We start from the raw sequence: 15,908 nt of genomic DNA on the forward strand, positions 1-15,908 counted from the left end.
CCGATAAAAGCCAAACCCACATTTGTGGGTTTGGCTTTTACTCATTATGTTGTTCAACTTTCCGCATCATCAGAGTGAGGCGCATTTTTCAGATGCCGCAAAACGGTATTAAGGCCAATATGCAGCGATCTTGCCGTTGCCCGGCACCCCGTTCCTTGCGTTGCCATATCGACTATCGCCTGACGGATGCCTGGTTTCGAGGCGTTATAACGAAAATCAAGCTGAAATGTTTTTCGGCAATACTTGCAACGATAGCGCTGGACACCCGACGCTGAGTGCCCGTTATTCGTCACACAGTTGGCTTGATGGCAGCGTGGGCAGACTATTTCACTATTCGCCATTGAGCTGTTCTCACGGTTAATATCAAAAACCTCTGAGATTGATGACAAACTTGATTTAGATAAGGTGCCGTATTCTTGTCGGGTGGCACCTGACGCCTTACCCGACCTACAAAACCACCAACACCATCAAGTTATGCACTTTCCGTAGGCCCGGTAAGGCGCTAGCCGCCACCGGGCAATTCCACAAGAACGAACTTTGTCAGCAATCTGACCTCTTCGAAGAGAGGTATATGTATTTATGATTTAATGACATGTCCGTAGGCACGTTTATAACCATCGGCATCTTCCTGGATATAAACCCCCTGTAGTTCAGGTGCGAAGCCCGGCAGCAGGTTAATGCCTTCTTCCAGTGCGAGGAAATAACGTTGAACCGGACCACCCCAAATTTCACCCGGCACCACGCATAGCACCCCTGGCGGATAAGGCAGGGCGCCTTCGGCGGCAATTTGGCCTTCAATATCTTTCAGCGCGACTAGCTCCACGTTACCGCGAACAAACTCCATATTAGCCTGCTGCGGATTCATCGCGACCCGAGGGAAATACTTTTTGCGGAACATCTCTTTTTGCAATTGCTTCACATCGTAGCTGACGTAAAGGTTGTGCATTTCCTGGCACAGTTGGCGCAGGGTATAGCCGCGATAGCGTTCTTCGTGATTGGCATACAGCGCCGGTAAAACCTCTGACACCGGAGCATCCTCTTCCAGCAGGCGTTCGAAGCGAGCAATCTGCGCCACCAGATGACGCATTTTGGCCATATCTTCCGCCGGGGTCAGCAGGAACAGAATCGAGTTGAGATCGCATTTTTCCGGGACGATACCGTTTTCACGCAGGAAATTCGCCAGAATTGTCGCCGGTACGCCAAAGGATTCGTACCTGCCGGTTTCTGTATTAATCCCCGGTGTCGTCAGCATTAACTTGCAGGGATCAACGAAGTACTGATCTTGCGCATAACCTTCAAAGGCGTGCCATTTCTGGCCGGGAATGAAGTTAAAGAAGCGCAGATCGCCGGCCATCACATCGGTGTCGTAATCCTGCCATTTTTTGCCATCAACCATCGGCGGCACAAACGGACGGATGTGCTGACACAGGTTCATAATCAGCTTGCGAGCTTCGATCCCAAACTTCACGCAGTCCAGCCACAGGCGTTTGCCGCTGTCACCTGCGTGCATTTTGGCGTTGACATCAAGGGCGGCGAATAGCGGATAGAACGGGCTGGTGGAGGCGTGCATCATAAACGCATTATTCATGCGTTTATGGCTAACGTAACGCAGCTGCCCTTTGATATGACTATCTTTTTTGTGGATCTGCGAGGTTTGAGAGAAGCCGGCCTGCTGTTTGTGTACCGACTGGGTCACCAGAATGCCCGGATCGTTCTCGTTGAGATCCAGTAGCAATGGCGAACAGTCTTTCATCATGGGAATAAACTGCTCGTAGCCGACCCACGCGGAGTCAAACAAGATGTAGTCGCACAGGTGACCAATCTTATCGACCACCTGACGGGCGTTATAGATGGTGCCGTCGTAGGTGCCTAGCTGAATAATCGCCAGACGGAACGGGCGCTGTTCGTTAGTGCGCTCCGGCGCGACCTCGTTCACCAGTTTGCGCAGATATTTTTCATCAAAGCAGGGGGAGTCAATACCACCGATAAAGCCAAATGGATTACGCGCCGTTTCCAGATACACCGGCGTTGCCCCGGCCTGCAGCAGCGCGCCGTGGTGGTTAGATTTATGGTTGTTACGATCGAAAAGCACCAGATCGCCCTGCGCCAGCAATGCATTCAGCACCACTTTGTTGGAGGACGAGGTACCGTTAAGCACGAAATAGGTTTTGTCGGCGTTGAACACTTTCGCCGCATGCTGTTGCGCCGCGCAGGCGGCACCTTCGTGTATCAGCAGGTCGCCCAGCGCCACGTCAGCATTGCACAGATCGGAACGGAAAAGATTTTCGCCAAACCAGTCGAAGAATTGGCGACCGGCAGGGTGACGACGATAGAACTGGCCGCCCTGGTGACCCGGGCAATCGAATGCCGCGTAGCCTTTACTCACATAATCGACCAGCCGACCAAAGAACGGCGGTAATAATTCGCTCTCATAGCGTTCAGCCGCCGACTCAAGCTGTTTACCATAATATTCGCTGTTGGCGTCACACAGTTCGAAAACGCCCGTCACCCGTGGGAGAATATTGGCGGGCAAGTCATCTTCGCAGCAGGTGGCAACAAACACCGGCAGCCCAAATCCGCAGGCTTCTACCGTCCGCAAAATACCGTTTGTCGCATCTTTAACCGATAACACCACGGCGGATACATCGGTAAAATCGGTATTATGTACATCGCATACATCTCGCTCGCTGGTAAAACAGGAGACGATATCTGAGCTCACTGCAATTTTATTATTAAATTTACTCATAATAGACTCGATAATTAATGGGAAGTATCCCTGGCGCAGACAAAAGACAAAAGACAAAAGACAACAGTAAGCCGGTGAGCCTATATAGCCCCTTGTGCAAACTATTAATTTCCCCTGCGCCGGGGCTAATTAGATATTTATTGTGGCTTTAATACTTTTACCGTATAGCGGCCATCGCTTTGTCGATAGGCTCCGTGGATATCGGTTTCAAAACCAGGGTAATGCGCCCCGATTTCGCACAGCATCTGCAGGAACTCCAGCACCGGACGACTCTCTTCGGTCAGCATCTCCCCGGGCATGACCAGCGGAACGCCCGGAGGGTATGGTAAAATCATATTGGCGTTAATTCGCCCAATCATCTCCTCCAGATAAACCTCCTCGGTTAGGCCATTAAGCTCAAGCTGGAAAGCACCGTGAGGATTAATCATCATTTCTGGTAGGACTTCAAAAGCATGGAACATTAACTCTGGCAAATTATGCTTCTTGATAAGCTGGTGAATATTTTGCGCCAGTTCCTGAATACGCATTTCTTCGTAAAACGCGGGCGCTTCCTGATATAAAGAGGGGAGGATGTTTTTCACCCGCAAGTTTAAATCATAGGCGCGTTTGAAATCGGTCAGGGCGCGCAGCAGGCTCAGCGCTTTGGTTTTATCAATACCGATACTGAACAGGAACAAGAGATTATAGGGGCCTGTTTTTTCGACAATAATACCGTGCTCATCAAGGTACTTCGAAACGATCGATGCCGGGATTCCCATCTCAGCCATAGTTCCATCACCGTTCATCCCTGGCGTGAGCAACGTGACCTTGATAGGGTCAAGGTACATATGTTCGCTGTCGATGTTTTTGAAACCATGCCAGCTATCTTTCGCATCCAGTTTCCAGCAGCACTCTTCACTAATGTCATCCGGTTGCCAGACATCAAAGAACCAGCCTTCCGACTGTGAACGCAGCTTTTTGATCTCTTTACGAAAGCGGATCGCCCGCGCAATCGAATCATCAATCAAGCGTTTACCTGCATTACCTTTCATCATGGCGGCAGAGGTTTCAATTGACGCAACAATCCCATAATGCGGCGAGGTCGATGTGTGCATCATGTAGGCTTCGCTGAAGGTTTCTTCGTTGAAATCACCTTTTATATGGATCATTGATGCCTGGGAGAAAGCGGCTAACAGTTTGTGCGTTGATTGGGTTTCATAAATGATTTTGCCTTCTACGCGCTCGCCGCTCATCCCGCACAACCCAGAATAGATAGGGCTGAAATTGGTGTAGGGCACCCAGGCTGAGTCAAAGTGGATGGATTTTACATCGAGATTTTTCTTAATGAAATCCGTGTTATAGAGCAGGCCGTCGTAGGTTGAGTTGGTCACTACGGCGTGCACCGGCCAGCTGGCATTCGGTGTGTTTTTAACGCGCTGAGCTATGGTTTCGCGGCTAAATTCGCTTTGCGGGATCCCTCCGAGGATGCCGTAGGCATTGCGCGTCGGGCGAAAATAGATAGGTGTGACATCGCTCATCATCATCAGATGCGTCAGCGATTTGTGGCAATTACGATCGATGAGTATGGTGCTCTGTGCGGGCGCTGCGTACATCCCAACAATTTTGTTGGCGGTCGATGTGCCGTTGGTCACCATATAGCTACGTTCTGCATTAAACGTTCGCGCAATATACTCCTCAGCTTCTTTATGCGGGCCGGAGTGATCGAGCAGCGATCCCAATTCAGAAACGGAAATCGAGATATCGGACTTCATGGTGTTCGAACCAAAGAAGTCATAAAACAGACTACCCACGGGTGATTTCTGGAAGGCGGTTCCCCCCATATGTCCAGGCGTACAGAACGTGTATTTACCTTCGCGAACGTAATTAAACAACGCTTTGGTCAACGGCGGCAGGATCTTGTCGATATACTCATCAGTGCCCATTTTCATTTTTTGCGAGATCTCATCGGCCATACCCAATGCATACTCAAAAAATTGGATGTTGAGGCGCAGTTCATTCAATGTGACATCCAGCGTTGAATGTTTATTAGCGAAGGCATATAGCGGTAAATGTTCATTCATTGCGCTAATTTTTTCACACAAATCCAGACTGTAAATATCCCAATCAAAAATGACCCCGCACAGTCTGGAATTGTTTTCGATAAGCTTCAGTAAATCATCAGCATCGTTGGGATACACGACTTGGTGATGCCTCTAATTAGTTGAATCTGATGTATAATGCGGGCTTTTGAGGTTCTTTCATGGCCAGCGTTAACATTCATTGTCCTCGTTGTCAGTCTGCACAGGTCTACCGCCATGGTCAGAACCCTAAAGGCCATGACAGATTTCGCTGCCGTGACTGCCACCGCGTTTTTCAGCTCACTTACACTTATGAGGCCCGTAAGCCGGGCATTAAAGAGCTGATCACTGAAATGGCCTTCAATGGCGCCGGGGTTCGCGATACCGCCAGAACACTGAAAATTGGCATTAACACCGTCATCCGGACTTTAAAAAACTCACGCCAAAGCGAATAACGTCTTCGCCCGTTGCTCATGCTGATGTGGCGCTTATCTGCGAACTTGATGAGCAATGGAGTTTCGTTGGCAGTAAAGCCCGGCAACACTGGCTCTGGTACGCGTATAACACCAAAACAGGGGGTGTACTGGCCTACACTTTTGGTCCCCGTACCGATGAAACCTGCCGGGAACTACTGGCACTGCTTACGCCATTCAACATCGGCATGATCACCAGCGACGACTGGGGCAGCTATGGCCGGGAGGTGCCGAAGGATAAGCATCTGACCGGAAAAATATTCACCCAACGGATTGAGCGCAATAACCTGACGCTGCGCACCCGCATTAAGCGCTTGGCTCGTAAAACAATCTGCTTCTCGCGTTCAGTAGAGATCCACGAAAAAGTCATCGGGACGTTTATTGAAAAACACATGTTCTACTAATTGGAAGCATCACCCACGACTTTAAAATCACTCCGCTCTAAAGCCCTGTGGAGTTCTCTGATGGGTTCTTCTTTAAAATAAACGCCCATGTGATTCAGTATGGCAATAACATTCATGACAACTTCCTTTATTTGGCAATTACAGATTCAGATTCTTGCTCTTTGACAAACATGCCCCAGAACGTCCAGCCGGCAAAGGTCACTAATGCTCCCATTAACATGGCATCAGACCCGGACGCATAGAGCGCGTAGAAGCTATAAACTGTCCCCACAAAAGCAATAATGTTGTTAAATTTAACCTGCTTGCCATGGGCTTTAGCGAGGCGCTGCATCGGGATTAATGCCGCCATCGACAGCACGTAAGGGACTAAGTTTGTGACAACGGCCAGGTTCACCAGGTTATTAAATTGTTCGTTTAATGAAGGGCTAATGGTCATTAAGGCAAGGACAGTTTGAATGATGCCGAGAATAATCATACCGGCGATCGGCGCATCCGTTTTGCTGACTTTAGAGAATATTTTCGGGAAATAGCCAATGTCCGAAGAGGATTTAAATACCTGGGCAACGGTGAACTGCCAGCCAAGAAGAGAGCCGATACAGGCAATAGTCATTAGCGCCATAATCACTTTACCCACGCCTGAAGTGAAAATAGTCGCGAAGGCTAAACCGAAAGGTGCTGTTGAATGTAATAGATCGGCATTGGGGACGATCCCGGCGATAACGTTAGTCGAGAGAATATAAACGATCGCACAGACTAAAGTGCCGCCGAATACGGCAATCGGTACGTTTTTTTGTGGGTTTTCAACCGCATCCATATTGGCACAGGCTGATTCCAGACCAAGAAATGCCCATAATGTCATAGAGATAGAGGTTGATACCCCAGCGAAGAAGCTCTCATGGCGCGGGTTCCAGGCTTCGGCATAGAGTGACGGATGGAACCAAAACCAACCAAAAAGGCTCAGGCCAACGACAGGGATAATCACGCCCCAGACGGTGACAGAACCAATTCGACCGGTAATTTTTGGACCGCCAAAATTACAAATGGTGGTTATCCATAAAATCACAATCGTTGCGATACAAATTCCCACTGGTGATAACACTACCCCCAGCAGATCGCTGCCGTAGCCCACTGCTGAAATAGCAATCGCAATATTTGCAATCAACAGGCTAATCGCATAGGTGTAGTTCGCAATAAAATTACCTGATTTCCAAAAGGCATATTCTGCATATCCCCCCATGCCTCCGGATTTATTACTTAACAGGCCACATTTCGAAAATGCATAAGCTAAAGCCAAAGAACCGACGGCGGTCACCAGCCAGGACAGAATAGACATTGTGCCAACTTCAGCTAACTTTGTTGGCAACATGATAATACCAGAGCCCATCATGTTAACGGCTGTCAAGATTGTTAGTTGAGTGACACCCATTTTATTGGTGCTAGATTTACTCATTTTTACCTCAATTATATAATCGATATACGCAGGCAAAACATGTCCCATCGTTTTTAACGATGTCGTGTTTACTGCCCAGTTGCATATTTTCTCAGGGAATAATGGCTATCTTTTGATACCGTAAGCTGTTAATCAGGGAATGAAATAACCACCTGTCAAACGTCACTATTCTGCAAGAGAAATTTCCTGCCGATAGCATTCTGTTCGAGAAGGGTCAGTTTTTATGACAATAGCTACCCAGATAAATATCCCATAGAGGATATTCACTCAGGCACTATGTTAGCGGAGTGTTATTTAACGATACTGAAAGAAGTGAAAGTCAAAATAATCCCGATGGGAAGGCATCATTATATGCGTCACCCTTCGTATATGCGGCATGTGCCGGCTATTGTTTTCCATAATTAACGCTCGGTTGGTATCAGTGGTCAGCATTATAAAAGCAAAGATAATGGATTCCGTGATAAGAGTCACCAATCATTCAAGTGTTAAATCTGGAAGCATCAGTGCAGTTTTATAATCTCTTTTTAAATATCAATATGAAATGAATGCATTTCATTGTTTATGTGTAAATGGAAATTTCAAATATCGACTAAAAATTACACTGTTGCGCTATTTTCACGCTATCAAAAAATTATTGACGCTATTTTATTGCTAATGACGCTATTTTATTGACGCATTTTAAAATAATTTATTTTTAATTTTGTCGTATCGATCATTATTTTTTCTAAGCATATTGATGCCGATTTATTGGTGTTGATTTCAATTTATTGATTTTCACCTCAGGGCGTGTCCGGCAATAAATTGTCGTAAGTAAAACCATATGCTCCATATGGCAATGAAGGATTATGCTGAATGGCGGATAAGCCTGGGTAATTGAGCTTGCGCACGAAATTCGCGAGGAAAGGGGGGGTAACCGTAGTTTTGTTTTTTCGATGAAGTTGAGGGACTGGCTGGAGGAAGGGAATAGCCCGGCGGTTTTGCCGTCGGGCCCTTGGGTCAGCTATGCGCCTGACAACTACCGGCTTAGAGCCTATCCCAGTAGGCGTTATTGGCGCAGGCAGTTTGGACACGGACAGCGCGGAAGAACCGGAGCGTACACGTAGTACGTGAGGATTCTGAGCACTGCCCAGGTTCAAAGTGGCAAGCAAAATAGCCCTAATGAGATAGGTTCTTACTGACAGTATTGCTTAAGCAGGCCGTATTGCTCGGCGATCAGATGATAGCGATACACCGGACGCCCGGTGGCGCCGTAGTGAATGCTGGTATACAGAATGTTAATCTGCGCCAGCCAAATCAGATACTTACGGCAAGATACCCGAGAAATACTCACCGCTGCCGCCAGTTCGTCGGTGGAAAACTCAATGTCCGGGTGCGCATCGATCCACTGGCAAAGGGTGCGCAGCGTCTGGGAGGTTAAGCCTTTTGGCAGCTTACGCGCATCGGTGGCTTCCGGCGCGCTGCCGTGCAGCAGCCGATCAACATCCGCCTGTTCGTACCAGGGTCGGCCGGTCATCAGCTTGCGCTTTTCGCGCCAGGCGGTCAGCGCCTCTTCAAAACGCGGGAACTGAAAGGGTTTGATCAGATAGTCGACTACGCCATAGTGCATAGACGTCTGCACCGTTGTGGCGTCGGCGGCGGAAGTAATCATAATCACATCGATGGCGCGGCCCGAGGCGCGAATGGTGGGCAGCAGATCCAGGCCGCTATCCTGCTGCATATACACATCCAGCAGGACCAGGTCTATCTCCAGATCCTTATCGTCAATCATCTCCCTGGCTTTACTCAGCGTTGACGCCGTGCCGCTGCAGCGAAAGCCGCTGACGCGCGCTACGTACAGGCGGTTCAGTTCGGCTACCATGGCATCATCGTCAACAATTAATACATTTATCACGCACTTTTCCTCTTACTATCCCAGGGAAGATGAACAAAAAATTGGGTAAACACGCCGGGTTCGGACTCGACGGCCAGCGTGCCGCCCAGTTCGTGAAGCTGCTGGCTGGCAAGAAACAGCCCGACGCCGCGATTCTCGCCTTTGGTGGAGAATCCTTTATTAAAAATATCATCAATAATCGCCTGTGGAATACCGGGGCCATCATCGCTGACTTCGCCGCTCAACCAGCCGTTCTGATAGTGTAACAGCAGGCTGACTTCGCCCTCGGCCTGGCCGCTCATAGCATCCAGCGCGTTCTCGATTAAATTGCCCAGCACGGTGATCAGCACGGTTACCTGTTTTTCATTCGGGCTGTCCGGCACCAGGCTCTCTTCGGCAAGCGTGAGGGTAAAACCGCGCTCCCTGGCATGCTGAATTTTGCCGATTAAAAATCCCGCGACGACCGGCGATTTAATGCGGTTCTGGATTTCACCAATATCCGCCTGATAAGTGTGGGCGGTGTGCAGCACGTACTCTTCCAGCTTGTCGTAACTCTTTATATTCAGCAGGCCGAGAATCACGTGCAGTTTATTCATAAATTCATGTGAGGTGGTGCGCAGGGCGTCAACGTAATTCACCATCCCATCGAGGCGCTGAAGCAGTTGGCTGACTTCGGTTTTATCACGGAAGGTGCTGATTGCGCCCACTACGTCATCCTGGCTGCGCACCGCAACGGTGTTGCTGATCAGCAGAAGGCCGTTACAGCCCAGCTCCCGATCGTAAATGGGTTCTCCGGTTTGCAGCACCTCCTGCAAATCCGCCAGCAGCGGCGTATCGGTGATGTCATTATTAGGGCCGTTAAACAGGATATCGCGCGCGGCGGGGTTAATCAGCGTGACCTGGCCGTCAGCATCTACCGCCACGACGCCCTCTTTTAACGAGTGCAGCATCGCCTGGCGCTGCTGAAACTGGTTGGATATCTCCTGCGGCTCCAGGCCCAACAGAACGCGCTTCAGACCGCGAACCAGACTCCAGGTACCAATGGCGCAAACCAGCGCACTGAACAGCACGGTCAATATTACATCCCGGCGGCTGGTAGCGATTTGCTGATCAACTTTGCTCAGCGAAATGCCAATCGCCACCACGCCAATTTGCCGGTGGTTATCGTCAAAAACAGGCGTAAAAACCCGCAGCGCCGGGGCCAGTACGCCGTGGTTAACGGCAACGTTCTCTCGACCTTTTAGCGTTGGCAGAATGTCATCGCCAATAAAAGGTTGACCGATAATCTGGCTATTGGGGTGTGAATAGCGGATGCCGTCCATATTGGTGACTACGGCAAACAGCAGCCCATTGCGTTTGGTGGCCGCCAGCGCCAGCGGCTGGATGATATTATTTTGCGGCGATAAGGCCAAACCACGTTTGACTTCGGGGGTATCGGCCAGCGTTCGCGCCACCGCCAGCGCCGTATCTTTCACACCGTCGCGCGTCGCGCCGCTGATCTGCATAAACCACAGGGTATAAACCAGAATCAGCACCGAGCCAATCACGCTGCCAATCATTAAGGTCACGGCGGTGCTCAGCTTCATATTCATTGGGCGTTTACGCGCGGGCGAAGCCTGCTGAGCTAGTTTGTTCATTCCGACCTCAGGGTAAAACTCATAGAGTGGTATTATCGCTGAACGAAAGGCTTTCATAAAACTGTGTAATAAAAGCAAAATATATTGCGAGCGAGCAGTTGGTGCATATCGGGCAAATCCACTATGGCTTATTTGCCGCATTCAACCCGCAGATAATCGACAAACGCCCGCAGCGGCGACGCCATTTGCTTACGGCTCGGGTAGTAAACGTAAAAGCCGGGGAAGGCGGGCGTCCATTCAGGCAGGAGCTGAACCAGCTGCCCTGTCGCTAACCAGCCGTCAACCTGATGAGCAAACTGGTAAGCGATTCCCACTCCCGCCAGTGCGATGGGGGTGAGCATCTCCGGCTCATCGACCACAATTGGCCCTTTGACCGCGATTTCACAGCTTTCATTGTCACGTTGAAACTCCCAGCGATAAACGCTGCCATCGCTGGGCCGCCGATAAGTCAAACACCGATGTTGCAATAAATCCTGCGGTTTGTGGGGCCGTGGAGCCTGCGCCAGATAGTGCGGCGAGGCGACCACTTTCATCTCAAGGTCGCCGCTTAGCCTGACGGCAATCATATCCTGATGGAGCTTCTCGCCCAGACGAATGCCGGCATCGAACCCGGCTGAGACGATATCAATCAGGCAATCGTCGGTGACAATATCCAGCTCAATATTGGGATAGCGCTGAATAAAGCCGCCGAGCAACGGGGACAGATAATGAATGGCGGCGACCCGTGAAACATTGAGCCGCAAACGGCCTGCGGGATTATCGATAGTTTGCGCATCGGTAACCGCTTCCTGCAGGCCCGCTAGCGCCGGGGCGAGCCGCTGCATCATGCGTTTACCTGCTTCGCTTGGCGCGACGCTGCGCGTGGTCCGGTGCAGCAAGCGCACGCCGATACGCTCTTCGAGTCGCCGTATTGTTGCGCTTAAGGTAGAGGTCGTGATGCCAAGATGTGCGGCGGCTCGGGTGAAACTGCCTTGCTCAACGACCATCGCGAAGGCTCTTAATTCAGCAAAATCACTTCCTCGCATTATGTCGGTTTTCCCAAATAGTCCTGTTGATAATTGTTCTATTATCAAACATACCCCTGCTGGTTACCATCCCGTTGAGTGTCATTAACCATCAGGAGCGATCAGCAATGGCGAGATTTACGGCGAAACGAATTTTAGTCACCGGAGCGACAAGCGGTATCGGGCTTGCCGGGGCAAAGATGATTGATAGTGAAGGGGGATATGTTCTGGCGACGGGGCGCGATCCGCAACGGCTGGAGGCACTGTGCAGGCAGCTTTCCGACCGGGCGCGGGTGGTCTATAACGACGCCAGCGACCCGACGACAGGCGAGGTGCTGGCTCGCGAGGTTGAGGATTTTGGCAGACTGGATGGCCTGTGGTTGAATGCCGGATATGCTGGCGTCGGCGAACCCGCGCAGGTTAATCCGCACAGCTTTGACAGCATGATGGCGGCCAACGTGCGCGGGCCGGTACTGCAATTGGCGGCGCTTGCCGGAGCGCTTAACGCGGGGGCCTCGGTTATCGTGACAGCATCGACGTCGGCTTATGAGGGGGCGGCAGCGGCAAGTCTCTATTCAGCGACGAAAGGGGCGCTAATTTCGCTGACTCGCTGCTGGGCATCGGCGCTGGGGCCACAAAACATCCGCGTCAATACTCTGGTTCCCGGGCCGATAGATACCGACTTTCGCCATTTTATGAGCCAGGACTTTCGCCGCGAATTTGAAACATCGGTGGTGAGTCGGCTGGCGCTTAACCGCCAGGGCACGGCGGAAGAAGCGGCAGAAGTGGCGCTATTTCTTCTCTCTGATGCGGCATCGTTCGTCACCGGAAGCCAATATTTTGTCGATGGTGGACTGGCGATGTACTGAGTCTTCATTTGTCCCTGCGTCGCCGCCTTTCTGCAACTCGAATTATTTGGGGTATATAAAGCAATATATTTCTCCGTGATGACGGTTTTTGCTGTTAAATATTCCTTCGCCTAATCTCTGGTTTACTTTTTTAAGTTAAAAAACCAGGTTAATAATAATTGACTATGTGTGCGAAAGTGTAAATGATATTTTAAAATAAAGTAAAAGTGCGTTAATATGCACCCTCTTATTACACTTGTGCTATGTGATATCTCTATTATGCCTGCAATTAAAAATACGATTATATCTATGACCGCATTAGCGATGTTCGTCAGTTCGGCGACATATGCAAATGACGATACCTCGAAAAAAACCGATTTCCTGTTGATTGGCGGCGGCATTATGAGCGCGTCGCTGGGGACCTGGCTGCACGAATTACAGCCGGAGTGGAAACAGGTGATGGTTGAGAAGTTAGATGGCGTTGCGCTGGAGTCCTCGAACGGCTGGAACAACGCCGGGACCGGGCACTCCGCTAACATGGAGCTGAACTACACGCCGGAACGCCCGGATGGCTCTATCGACGTCAGCAAAGCGCTGGATATTAACGAGCAGTTTATGATCTCCCGTCAGTTCTGGACGGCGCAGGTCAAACGCGGCATTTTGCACGATCCGCATGCATTTATTAATTCCACCCCGCATATGAGTTTCGTCTGGGGTGATAACGTGGATTATCTGCAAAAACGTTATACCGCCTTGCAGCAAACCACTTTATTCCAGGGGATGAAATTCTCCACCGATCACGCGCAAATAAAGCAATGGGCGCCGCTGGTTATGGAAGGTCGCGATCCGCAGCAAAGAGTCGCGGCGACATGGACGCCGGTGGGTACCGACGTTAACTATGGGGAAATAACCCGCCAGCTGATCGGCAGCCTGAAGAAAAATAACAACTTCTCGCTGCAAACTTCGTCTGAAGTGACCGATTTTAAACGTAATGCCGATAATTCATGGCACGTGACGATTAAAAACGTGAATAGCGGCGAAGAGCAGGCGATCGATGCTAAATACGTCTTTATCGGCGCTGGCGGCGGCGCGCTGAAATTACTGCAAAAAACCGGTATTCCGGAAGCGGATAATTACGCCGGTTTCCCGGTGGGCGGCTCCTTCCTGATGACCGAAAATCCGGCAGTGACCAAAGAGCATCAGCAAAAAGTTTATGGTCAGGCCTCGGTGGGCGCACCGCCGATGTCGGTACCGCATCTTGATGCCCGTTTCCTCGACGGCAAGCGCGTGGTGCTGTTTGGGCCATTCGCCACCTTCTCAACCAAGTTCCTTAAAAACGGCTCGTTCCTGGATCTGCTGAGCACCACCACCACCGATAACGTGCTGCCGATGACACACGTTGGTCTGGACAACTTCGACCTGGTGAAATACCTGATTAGCCAGGTTATGTTGAGTGATGATGACCGCTTTGCGGCGTTGAGAGAGTATTACCCAAGCGCACGTAAAGAGGACTGGAAGCTGATTCAGGCCGGCCAGCGCGTGCAGATCATCAAGAGAGATGCTGAAAAGGGCGGCGTGCTGAAGTTGGGTACGGAAGTGGTGGTCGATCAGCAGAAAACCATCTCCGCGCTGCTGGGTGCATCGCCGGGCGCTTCAACCGCCGCGCCAATCACCCTGAATGTGATTAAGCAGATGTTCCCGGAGCAGTTTAACTCCCCGGAATGGCAGAGCCGCATTCGCGATATCGTCCCAAGCTACGGTCAGAAGCTGAACGGCAACGTTGCGCTGACTCAGCAGGTTTGGAATGACACCGCTGCCGCATTGCAGTTGACCAAACCGCCGGTGATCGAGATGAACGCCGCCGCGCCGGTCATGACCGCAAAACCGGCAGAGCCTAAGGCGGAAGCGTCGCCGCAGCACGATATGGCGCTCTAAGCCCACGCCTGTGAAATTGCCCGGTGGCGGCTAGCGCCTTACCGGGCCTACGGGACGAGTTTGGGTTTTGTAGGTCGGGCAAGGCGCTAGCCGCCGCCCGACAGAAATGCGAGCACGGTAACCCAAACAAGTTGGCGACTCGACTCCCACGATTAATGAATCTCACTCATAACCTCAATCCCCCTCGCAGGGATTATCCCGCGAGCCTTTCCCGCTAAACTTGCCGCTCTCCTCATCGCAATCCCTCTCCTCAACGGAAATAATAATGACTTCACCGCAAACGCGTGCAGCCAGCGGGCCGCTGTTTATTCTGATTCTCAGCGGGCTGATGGCGTTCACCTCGCTCTCTACGGATATCTACCTGCCGGCGATGCCGGTAATGGCTGCCGAATTACAGGGCGACGCTGAACTGACTATCACCGGTTTTCTGATTGGTTTTGCCCTTGCGCAGCTGGTTTGGGGCCCAATTAGCGACCGCCTCGGACGACGAATGCCGCTGTTTATCGGCATGGTACTGTTTATTATCGGTTCTGCTGGCTGTGCGCTGTCGACTACTATCGATCAAATTGTCTTCTGGCGCGTCTTCCAGGCACTGGGAGCCTGCACCGGACCAATGCTGGCGCGGGCGATGGTGCGCGATCTCTTTGCCCGCGGCCGGGCGGCGCAGATGCTTTCAACTTTAACTATCGTGATGGCTATTGCGCCGATTGCCGGGCCGCTAATCGGCGGGCAGATGATTAAAGTCACCAGCTGGCACGCTATCTTCTGGCTGTTGGCAGTGATTGGCGCGCTGATGTTTATCGCGCTGCGCTGGCTGCCGGAAACCCTGCCGCCGGAACGTCGTCAGCAGGGCTCAATGCTGGGGGCATTTCGCAATTATGGTCAGCTGTTGAAAAACGCGACTTTTATGCGCTACACCCTGAGCCTGACCTTTTTCTACGTCGCCGCCTATGCCTTTATTACCGGTTCGCCGGATGTCTATATTCGTTACTACGGCGTTGCGCCGCAGCATTACGGCTGGCTGTTCGCGGTGAATATTATTGGGGTTATGGCGATGAGCGTGGTAAACCGCCGTCTGGTTCAGCGCCACGCCCTGAGCTCGCTGCTGAAAATATCGCTGGCGGTTGCCGCGCTAGCCGTCGTGATACTGGCGACGGGCGTCAGGCTGCAAATTGGCGGTATTGGTCTGATAGTGGCCAGCGTGTTCCTCTTTTTCTCGATGAACGGCGTGATTGCCGCCACCTCTACCGCCGCGGCGCTGGATGAGGCAGGGGCGTTTGCTGGCTCGGCCTCCGCGCTGATTGGCTCATTGCAGTACGGCAGCGGGATTATTTCTTCGTTACTGCTGGCGTGGCTGCGTGACGGTACGCCATGGACGATGGCGTGGATCATGGCAGCCTTTACCCTCGCCAGCCTGCTGCTGGCCTGGCGAAATCAGTAAATTGCAATAATCTATGTCTCTGCGCGTATATCCCGGTTTCGGC

Annotated in this window: 9 protein-coding genes and 3 pseudogenes; 4 read left to right on the forward strand and 8 right to left on the reverse strand. The window is 51.3% G+C overall.

The window, feature by feature from the left end:
* Positions 1-86: 86 nt before the first annotated feature.
* From AC07P6_RS14435 to cadA, 3 genes and pseudogenes are all read right to left on the reverse strand, one after another.
* Positions 87-341, reverse strand: a pseudogene (locus AC07P6_RS14435) (IS1-like element transposase); the annotation flags it as partial.
* 236 nt (positions 342-577) lie between these two features.
* Positions 578-2,746 (reverse strand): ornithine decarboxylase SpeF, encoded by a 2,169-nt coding sequence (speF, locus tag AC07P6_RS14440; protein ID WP_434663449.1) that lies wholly within the window; start codon positions 2,744-2,746, stop codon positions 578-580.
* Between the two features lie 137 nt (positions 2,747-2,883).
* A pseudogene (gene cadA, locus AC07P6_RS14445) lies at positions 2,884-4,929 on the reverse strand (lysine decarboxylase); the annotation flags it as partial.
* Between the two features lie 56 nt (positions 4,930-4,985).
* On the opposite strand from cadA, the gene AC07P6_RS14450 reads away from it, so the two are divergent.
* A protein-coding gene (locus tag AC07P6_RS14450) for an IS1-like element IS1N family transposase (protein WP_087786203.1) occupies positions 4,986-5,680 on the forward strand; the annotation gives its coding sequence in 2 pieces (ribosomal slippage) (positions 4,986-5,232 and positions 5,232-5,680; 696 coding nt in all).
* A 14-nt stretch (positions 5,681-5,694) separates the two neighbouring features.
* Here AC07P6_RS14450 and AC07P6_RS14455 read toward each other — a convergent pair.
* The 5 genes and pseudogenes from AC07P6_RS14455 to AC07P6_RS14475 all read right to left on the reverse strand — a co-directional run.
* A pseudogene (locus AC07P6_RS14455) lies at positions 5,695-5,796 on the reverse strand (hypothetical protein); the annotation flags it as partial.
* Positions 5,797-5,807: 11 nt separating this feature from the next.
* Positions 5,808-7,130: a putrescine-ornithine antiporter gene (potE, locus tag AC07P6_RS14460; RefSeq protein ID WP_478316752.1), complete on the reverse strand. Its 1,323-nt coding sequence runs from the start codon at positions 7,128-7,130 to the stop codon at positions 5,808-5,810.
* Between the two features lie 1,171 nt (positions 7,131-8,301).
* Positions 8,302-9,021 carry a two-component system response regulator DcuR gene (gene dcuR, locus AC07P6_RS14465; RefSeq protein WP_478316754.1) on the reverse strand — a complete coding sequence of 240 codons (720 nt, stop codon included), beginning with the start codon at positions 9,019-9,021 and terminating at the stop codon, positions 8,302-8,304.
* Positions 9,018-10,637 carry a sensor histidine kinase gene (locus AC07P6_RS14470; RefSeq protein ID WP_478316756.1) on the reverse strand — a complete coding sequence of 540 codons (1,620 nt, stop codon included), beginning with the start codon at positions 10,635-10,637 and terminating at the stop codon, positions 9,018-9,020. The genes dcuR and AC07P6_RS14470 overlap by 4 nt, the downstream gene beginning before the upstream one ends.
* A gap of 128 nt (positions 10,638-10,765) precedes the next feature.
* Positions 10,766-11,662, reverse strand: a complete 897-nt coding sequence (locus AC07P6_RS14475) for a LysR family transcriptional regulator (RefSeq protein WP_304259523.1) — start codon at positions 11,660-11,662, stop codon at positions 10,766-10,768.
* Positions 11,663-11,769: 107 nt separating this feature from the next.
* On the opposite strand from AC07P6_RS14475, the gene AC07P6_RS14480 reads away from it, so the two are divergent.
* The 3 genes from AC07P6_RS14480 to AC07P6_RS14490 all read left to right on the forward strand — a co-directional run bounded on the left by AC07P6_RS14480 (position 11,770) and on the right by AC07P6_RS14490 (position 15,865).
* A complete protein-coding gene (locus AC07P6_RS14480) occupies positions 11,770-12,510 on the forward strand; it encodes an SDR family NAD(P)-dependent oxidoreductase (protein ID WP_478316757.1) in 741 nt (246 codons plus the stop codon).
* Positions 12,511-12,813: 303 nt separating this feature from the next.
* Entirely contained in the window at positions 12,814-14,424 is a 1,611-nt protein-coding gene (gene mqo / locus AC07P6_RS14485; protein WP_478317006.1) for a malate dehydrogenase (quinone), read from the forward strand.
* A 265-nt stretch (positions 14,425-14,689) separates the two neighbouring features.
* A complete protein-coding gene (locus AC07P6_RS14490; protein ID WP_478316758.1) occupies positions 14,690-15,865 on the forward strand; it encodes a multidrug effflux MFS transporter in 1,176 nt (391 codons plus the stop codon).
* The last annotated feature ends 43 nt before the right edge of the window (positions 15,866-15,908 follow it).

It is taken from the genome of Klebsiella sp. GFKo11, assembly GCF_056490265.1.

Excerpts from the sequence above, each read along its gene's own strand:
- mqo (WP_478317006.1), top strand. The coding sequence starts at position 12,814 with ATGTTCGTCAGTTCGGCGACATATGCAAATGACGATACCTCGAAAAAA.
- AC07P6_RS14475 (WP_304259523.1), bottom strand. The coding sequence starts at position 11,662 with ATGCGAGGAAGTGATTTTGCTGAATTAAGAGCCTTCGCGATGGTCGTT.
- AC07P6_RS14490 (WP_478316758.1), top strand. The coding sequence starts at position 14,690 with ATGACTTCACCGCAAACGCGTGCAGCCAGCGGGCCGCTGTTTATTCTG.
- speF (WP_434663449.1), bottom strand. The coding sequence starts at position 2,746 with ATGAGTAAATTTAATAATAAAATTGCAGTGAGCTCAGATATCGTCTCC.
- AC07P6_RS14470 (WP_478316756.1), bottom strand. The coding sequence starts at position 10,637 with ATGAACAAACTAGCTCAGCAGGCTTCGCCCGCGCGTAAACGCCCAATG.
- AC07P6_RS14480 (WP_478316757.1), top strand. The coding sequence starts at position 11,770 with ATGGCGAGATTTACGGCGAAACGAATTTTAGTCACCGGAGCGACAAGC.
- potE (WP_478316752.1), bottom strand. The coding sequence starts at position 7,130 with ATGAGTAAATCTAGCACCAATAAAATGGGTGTCACTCAACTAACAATC.